This is a genomic window from Rhodococcus sp. P4_F5 (assembly GCF_056401315.1).
On sequence record NZ_JBFUJP010000124.1, the window covers coordinates 1 to 7,363 of the forward strand.

General features: G+C 69.0%; 7 protein-coding genes. All 7 read right to left on the reverse strand.

Annotated elements, in window-relative coordinates:
• Positions 1-386: 386 nt before the first annotated feature.
• Positions 387-1,649: a cytochrome P450 gene (locus AC1DU4_RS25850; protein ID WP_477844759.1), complete on the reverse strand. Its 1,263-nt coding sequence runs from the start codon at positions 1,647-1,649 to the stop codon at positions 387-389.
• Positions 1,650-1,672: 23 nt separating this feature from the next.
• On the reverse strand, positions 1,673-3,304 hold the full coding sequence (locus tag AC1DU4_RS25855) for an acyl-CoA synthetase (protein WP_477844761.1): 1,632 nt from the start codon (positions 3,302-3,304) through the stop codon (positions 1,673-1,675).
• 24 nt (positions 3,305-3,328) lie between these two features.
• The gene (locus tag AC1DU4_RS25860; protein ID WP_477844763.1) at positions 3,329-4,591 is read right to left on the reverse strand and encodes a hypothetical protein; all 1,263 of its coding nucleotides are present in this window, start codon (positions 4,589-4,591) and stop codon (positions 3,329-3,331) included.
• The gene (locus AC1DU4_RS25865) at positions 4,585-5,136 is read right to left on the reverse strand and encodes a Cif family virulence factor (protein WP_477844765.1); all 552 of its coding nucleotides are present in this window, start codon (positions 5,134-5,136) and stop codon (positions 4,585-4,587) included. Before AC1DU4_RS25865 ends, AC1DU4_RS25860 begins: the two co-directional genes overlap by 7 nt.
• A 47-nt stretch (positions 5,137-5,183) precedes the next feature.
• Entirely contained in the window at positions 5,184-5,378 is a 195-nt protein-coding gene (locus AC1DU4_RS25870) for a ferredoxin (RefSeq protein WP_477844767.1), read from the reverse strand.
• Positions 5,375-6,754 (reverse strand): cytochrome P450, encoded by a 1,380-nt coding sequence (locus tag AC1DU4_RS25875; RefSeq protein WP_477844769.1) that lies wholly within the window; start codon positions 6,752-6,754, stop codon positions 5,375-5,377. Before AC1DU4_RS25875 ends, AC1DU4_RS25870 begins: the two co-directional genes overlap by 4 nt.
• Positions 6,755-6,762: 8 nt before the next feature.
• Positions 6,763-7,363: SDR family oxidoreductase (locus tag AC1DU4_RS25880; protein WP_477844771.1), on the reverse strand; the 601-nt coding region annotated here is incomplete at its 5' end.

A 7,363-nucleotide genomic window follows, 5' to 3' on the forward strand; every position in this document is an offset into this window, starting at 1 on the left:
CCACCGGTGGCGTTGCCACCGTTGCCGGTCTGGGCGTTGCCCGACTGGGCGGTTCCGCCCGCGCCACCGGGTGCGCCGGCACCGCCGTTCGCGTCAGCGGAGGCGATGCCCGCTCCGGCGGCCAGGGCGAAGGCGGCGATGGCTGCGGTAGCGAAAGCGCGCTTGATGGTGTTCGACATTGGGTGCTCCTCGTTCGGTGGGGGTTGGTCTTGCTCGGTCACACAAGCTTCCGACCTGGCGGCCCGCACGGACAGACACCCCAGGTGGCGACACCCTCACCCCCTGCGGTGGCGCTACACCCCCCTAGATCGGGGTCATCTCACTGACCAGCCACTGGCCGTCGACCAGGTCGAGGCCGACGCGGACCCTGCTCGGTGCCCGGGGCGTCAGTGCGCGACGGGGCACCGACCTCCGTAGTCGACGTCGAATCGCTTGACCCCGTTCAGCCATCCGGACTGCAGGCGACGGGGATCACCGAGCTTCGAGATGTCGGGCATGTGGTCGGCGATCTTGTCGAAGATCAGGTCGATCTCCATCCGCGCCAGGTTGGCGCCGATGCAGTAGTGCGGCCCGGTGCCGCCGAATGCCAGGTGCGGGTTCGGGTCCCGGGTGATGTCGAAGGTGCTCGGGTGCTCGAACACGTCCTCGTCGAAGTTCGCCGACCCGTACAGCAGCACCACCCGCTGGCCCGCCGTGATCGCGGTACCCCCGATCTGCGTGTCCACCAGCGCCGTCCGCTGCATCGACGTCAGCGGGGACGCCCACCGGATGATCTCGTCGGCGGCCGTCTTCGGCCGGTCCCGCTTGTAGAGCTCCCACTGCTCGGGGTTCTCCATGAACGCGATCATCCCGAGTGTCGTGGCGTTACGGGTGGTTTCGTTTCCGGCCACGGCGAGCATGATCACAAAGAACCCGAACTGCTCCGCGGTCAACGCGTCGCCGTCCACGTCGGCGTGCACGAGCCGCGAGATGATGTCGTCCGCCGGGTCCGCTCGGCGCGCCTCCGCCAACTGGTAGGCGTAGCCGAGGATCTGCGCCGACGCCATCCGGGACGCACCGGCGAGTGTGTCGTCGTCGTACCCGGTCATCTGGTTGGACCAGTCGAACAACTGCTCCCGGGCGTCATCCGGCACCCCGAGCAGCTCCGAGATCGCCTGCATCGGGAGCTCGCTGGCCACCTCCCGGACGAAGTCGCCGCGTCCGTTCGCGACGGCCTCGGCCGCGATCGTCTCGGCGCGCGCGGTGAGCTCTGCCCGCATCGACTCGACCGCCCGCGGGGTGAACAGCCGCGAGACCAGCTTGCGCAGCTGCGTGTGCTCGGGCGCGTCCTTGTTGATCAGGACGTGTTTGGTCGCCTCGAGTTCCTCCGCGGTGATGTTGTCCTCGTGCCGCGGAATGCACCCGTTCACGTTGCTGGAGAAGTCCTCCGGTCGCAACGAGACATCCCGTACGTCGGCGTGCCGGGACACCACCCAGCACCCACCGTCGTGGAATCCCCCCGTCCCCGGCGCCTGCTCGTTCCACCACACCGGTGCACTGCGACGCAACTGCGCGAACTCCTCGAGCGGCACCCGGTCGCCGTACAGCTTCGGGTCGGTGACGTCGAAGCCTGGCGGCAGGTCGAGTTTCGGAACCTTCAACTCGCTCATGGCTGGGGCCTTTCGGTGGGATGTCAGTCGATCCGGTGATCGGGTGCGTGGGCGGTCGCATGGTCCTTGGCCCACCGGTACTCCGGCTTGCCGCTGGGTGTCCGCTCGACCTCGGGCACGATCCAGAAGGACCGCGGAATCTTGTATCCGGCCAGCTGGCTACGGGCGTGCTTCTCGATGCCCTCGAAGTCGGGCAGGCCGTCGCGGGCGCGCATCACGACGGCGACCCGGCTGCCCCAGCGCTCGTCGGGGACACCGACCACGATCGCGTCGTACACGTCGGGGTGGGCCTTGACCACCGCCTCGACCTCCTCGGCGAAAACCTTCTCGCCGCCGGTGTTGATCACCATGTTGCCGCGACCCAGCAGGGTGACGGAGCCGTCGTCCTCGATCCGGGCGCGGTCGCCGGTGACCACCGCCCGCGCGGGTCCGCCGGCGGTGTGCACCTGACGGAAGATCTCGGCGGACTTGGCCGGGTCGTTGTAGTACCCCAGGGGCACCGGTCCGATCTTCGCCAGCCAGCCCTCGGCGCCGGACCCCGGTGCCTGCACCCGGTTCTCGTCGTCCACGACCACCGTGTGACGGTGCCTGCCCACCTTCGGACCACCCCGCTGGTCGAGGCCCTTGGTGGCGAAACCGATTCCCCCGAAACCGGTTTCGGAAGACCCGACCGAATCCGAGATGAGCAGGTCCGGGAGGACCTCGAAGAAGGCGTCCTTGACCGAACCGGAGAACAGGGCGGCACCCGAGGCCACCACGGACAGGCTGGACGTGTCCACCGCGCCGGCGCGCAGTGCCTCCACCAGTGGTCTGCCCATCGCGTCGCCGGTGATGACCATCGCCGTCGGCCGATGCCGGCCGACGAGTTGCCAGGTTCGGACGGCGTCGAACTTCGGGTCGTAGATCACCGCGTTGCCCGCGAGCAGCGCGGTGAACGTCGGCATCAGCGCCGAGGTGTGGATCAGGGGCGGCAGGATCAGCATCCGCATCGGCTCGCCGGCCGCCCCGGCGCGGGACTGCTGGAACTCGTCGAGGACCGGTTCACCGGTGAAGAAGTCCAGGCCGCCGGCGAGCACCCGCCACATGTCCTCCTGACGCCACACCACGCCCTTGGGCCGGCCGGTGGTGCCGCCGGTGTAGAGGATGTAGACGTCGTCGCCACTGCGCCGGCCGAACCCACGCGCCGGGCCGGCCGCCGCGAGCGCGTCCTCGTAGCGGACCGCACCGTGTCGGACGGGGCTCGGCTCCGTGGCGAGCACGTCCGGCACCTCGACCAGGTGCCGGATTCGTGGGGCCCCGGGCAGCGCCTCGGCCACCGGTCCGGCGAATCCCGCGTGGAACACCAGCGCATCGAGGTCAGCGTTGTCGTAGAGGTACACCAGCTCGTCGGTGGTGTACCGGTAGTTCACGGTGATGGGCACGGCCCGGACCTTGAACGCCGCGAGCACGGCGACCATCGTCTCGATCGAGTTGTGCATGTGGATGCCGACGTGGCTGCCTGCGCCGAATCCGGCGGTCTCGAGATGGTGCCCCAGGCGGTTGGCACGCTCGTCGAGATCCCGGAAGGTGACCTCCTCCCCCGAGGCGATCAGGGCGATGCGGTCCGGCATCGCGTCGACGGCGTGCTCAAACAGGTCTGCGAACGTGTAGGCCATGCAACGTCCTTCGGGGTCGGCCGCTCACACCACATAGAGCGGCAACGGAATTCCGCGGTCTTCGAAGACAAATCCCGCGCCGGTGCTGACCTTGGTGATCGCCACCTCGACGCATTCGGGTGCCGGCTCGACGTCGGTGTCGACAGCGACGAGCAGACCGGCCGGGCCCTCGCTCACGACCCGCACCGTGAAGTGCGGGTTCACCCCGCGCACCAGCGCCTGCAACGGCTCCAGGTGGTCGCCGTCGACGAGCGTCGGCCACCCGCCGTCTGCGTCGACCGGGCCGCGGCGACCGATCCACAGCTCGAGGCGGTCGCCGCCGAACCGGATCTCGCTGTCCACGTACTGCCTCGGGTTGAGCAGCGGGTGCAGCGAGAGCACGGCCGCCAGCCCCTCGAGGTCGGACGGCAGGCCTAGCGCGTCGCGGATGCGCTGCGCGGCCACACCGGCGATGCCGGTCAGCTGTTTGCGGGTGATCTCCAGGACCTTGCCCTCGGGGGCCCGCTTGCGCACCGCGACGAGGAATCCGAGCGCGAGCAGGTGGTGCTGCAGGCACACCTCCTCGGCGATCCGCACCAGCGCCGAGGAGGAGAAGTCCGAGAACCGGACGTCGGCGAGCAAGGGTCCCGAGTAGTCGTGGGCGCCGTCCCCGTCGGCCTCGATCGGGCTCAGCTCCAACGCATTGGCCGCGGTGCGACCGATCTGCTCGGTGTGCGGCTCCATCACAGGCGGCACGTGGGCCGGGTCGATGACCACCGTCCACGCGCAGTGGGGGTGCCGGTCGGCGGGCCGGCGCGGCGGCCGGTGGATCGGCCGAACCTGGGCGTGCGGGTTGGTGGCGAGTGCGGTCGCGTCGAAGGTCGGGTCCTCGATGTCGTGACACATCGCGGTGACGTACTCGTCGCCCAGCGGTTCGACGTCCATCAGTGCGCCGCAGTGGTCCAGCCAGAACTCGCCGTGCTGCGGGTCGTCCACCCGGTAACGGAAGTCCATGAACTGCGGCGGCGCCCCGATGTCGAGCTGCAGGCCCTTGAAGATGGTCACCACCGTGTCGCCCTCGTAGCGCAGCGCCTTCTGCATGCGACGGGAGTACCAGGGGCTCGACGCCTGCCACTCCTCGATGGCGACCTGCGCCATGCCCTCGCGACCGAATTCCACGATCAGATGGGCCATTCCGGAGCGGTCGATGAGCTGGCCGCAGAGCAGCAGTTCGGGGACCAGCGTGGCCAGGTCACGCCGGGACAGGTCGGCGAACGAGTGCTGGGGCCGCGTCACCGGGCTCACCACAGCGGAACCGGAGCCTTGCCGGCCGGGTACCAGCCGGGCAGTCGCTCGCCGGAGACGGACCGCTGGATCCGAGACTGCATGCCGGTCGAGAGTGCGTTGTCCTGGATCATCTCCATGAACAGCGCGGAGACGTTGCCGAAGTCGAAGAAGTCGCGCTGCCACGACCACTGGAAGTTGCCGCCGTACCGAAACCAGCTGCCGCCGATGCCGTGCACCGCGTAGCTGCTGCCGTYGGCGCGGGTGGCGTCCGAGACCTGCTTCCACAGGCCGATCACGTTCCCGCTGCGCTCGTCGACGACGAAGTCCTGGTACGGGTACTGCCAGCCCTCGAGCCCGTTCATCTCCAGGCCGAGGGCCACCTCCCGGATCTCCTCGCGCCCGACGGCCATGAAGTCCTGCTTCGGCCCGTAGTTCCAGCCGTAGGTCGCATCCTCGGTATACATGTCCGCCAACGGCTTCCAGTCGCCGGCGGCCTCGGCCCGCTTGTTCTCGTCAATCCAGCGCTGAACCATCTCGTCGAGCTCGGCGCGGTCGAATCCGGTCATCGTGAATCGTCTCCCTCGAGTGTGTGTGGATGGTGGCGTGGTGCTCGTCAGCCCTCCGCGATGCGCAGCGCCCGCGTCGGGCAGTACCGGACGGCGTTCTCCACATCGGCGCGCAGCGATTCGGGGGGTGTGGCGTCGAGGATCGTGACCTGTTCCCGGTTCGGCACCGCGAACACGTCCGGGGCCTCCATCTCGCAGGCCGCGTGCCCCTGGCACAGGTCCAGGTCCACTTCGACTCTCATCGCGACCTCCTGCGGTAGCGCACTCGGCACGGCTGTTGCAGTTGGACGACCATCTTGCTGTGGTCGTTGCGGTACGTCTCGGGAGGCTGCGCCATCTCGAACTCGTAGTCCCGCAGCAGAATCGAGAAGATCGCCTTGAGCTGCATCTGCGCGAACGCCGCCCCGACGCACCGGTGCCTGCCCGCCCCGAACGGGATCCAGGTCCACCGGTTGACGATGTCCTCCTGGTTCGGGTCGAGGTAGCGGCCCGGGTCGAAGTCGTCGGGTCGCGGGAAGTCCTCCGGGATCCGATTCGAGATCGCGGGCGTCGCCGCCACCAGATTGCCCTCGTGGATCTGGTACCCACCGACCTCGAAGTCCCCGCGGGCCACCCGTAACAGGATGATCAGCGGTGGGTGCAGGCGGAGCGTCTCCTTGACCACCGACTCGAGTACCGGGATCTGGCGCAGCGCATGGAAGCTGATGTCCGCGCCGTCGGAGTAGAGCTCCTCGAGTTCGGTCACCACCCGCGTCATCACGTCGGGGTGGCGGAGCAGTTCGATCAGAGACCAGGCCGCGGTGCCGGAGGTGGTGTGGTGACCGGCGAACATCATCGAGATGAAGATGCCGGTGATCTCGTCGGCGCTGAACCGCAGCTCGCCGTTCTCGTCCTTGACGGACACGAGCACGTCGAGCATGTCGCGGTCGTCGCGGCCCTGCGGCGGGCTCGCGATCCGCCCGTTCATGATCTCCTGCACCAGCGCGACCAACGCAACCCTCGCCTCGTCTCGGCGCCGGAAGCTGTCGATCGGCGCGTACGGGTCGACGAAGGCGATCGCGTCGGTGCCCTGTTCCAGCTCGTGGTACAGCTTGGCGAACCGGTCGTCGAGCTGGTCGCGGAACTTCTTGCCGATCAGGCAGGCCGACGAGGTGTAGATGGTCAGCTCGGCGAAGAAGTCGAGCAGGTCGATCTCGCCCTCGTCGTCCCAGCCCGCGACCATGGCCTCGACCTCGTTGCCGATGGTGGCGGCGTGGCCCTTCATCTGCTCGCCCCGCAACGCCGAGTTGTGCAGCATCTCCTTGCGCCGCTCGGGGCTGGCGTCGAAGACCACGCCCTCGCCGAAGATCGGCTTCATGAACGGGTACGCCGCCTGCTGGTCGAGGTCCTCGTCGGTGGAACGGAAGAAGAACTCGTTGGCCTCGGCGCCGGCGAGCAGCACCACCTCACGGTCGGCAAGCTGGAAGATCCCCACGTCGCCGCACTCCTCGCGCACCCGGCGCATCAGCGCGATCGGATCCGTGCGCAGCTCCTCGAGGTGCCCGTGCTCGTGCTCGCCACCGGACACCCGGGGCGGATCCGGCAGTGTCGTCGGCTTCTCCTGCACTCCGTGTGCCATGTCGTCTCCTAGGAGGTGGTGGTCGGGAGCGGGTTGAGGGGCGCCTCGGGCTGTACCTCGACGAGGACCAGGTGCGCGCCGCGCGGTGCGGTGACCACCGCCACGACGGCGCTGGCCATGTCGGAGGCGCGCAGGAAGTAGCCGTGCCGAGCAAAGCCCCACTTGGTCCAGAGCTCGGCGACCGGGGCGAGGATCTCGGGGGTGGAATCCATCCCCATCCCGGTGAAGGTGGGTCCGGGCCGCACGACGGACGCGCGAATCCCGGTGCCCTCGAGCTCCATTCGCATCTGCCGCCCCATCGCCTCGAGACCGGCCTTGGCCGCGTCGTAGGCGCCCATGCCGGGCCGCGGCCGGTCGGCGCAGTCGGAGCCGATCAGCACGAAGTCGCCGCGCCGGCGTTCCCGCATTCCGGGCAGTACCCGGTGGGCCAGACGCTGTGCCCCCACCAGGTGCACGTCGATCTGCCTGGCGAAACTGACCGGGTCCATCTGGTCCGCGGTGCCGAACTCGAGGTCGCCGGCCCCCGAGACCACGATCTCGCCGGGACCGAGCGCCTGCTCCGCGGCCGTGACGAACGCGTCCACCGAGTCGTTGTCGGTGACGTCGAGG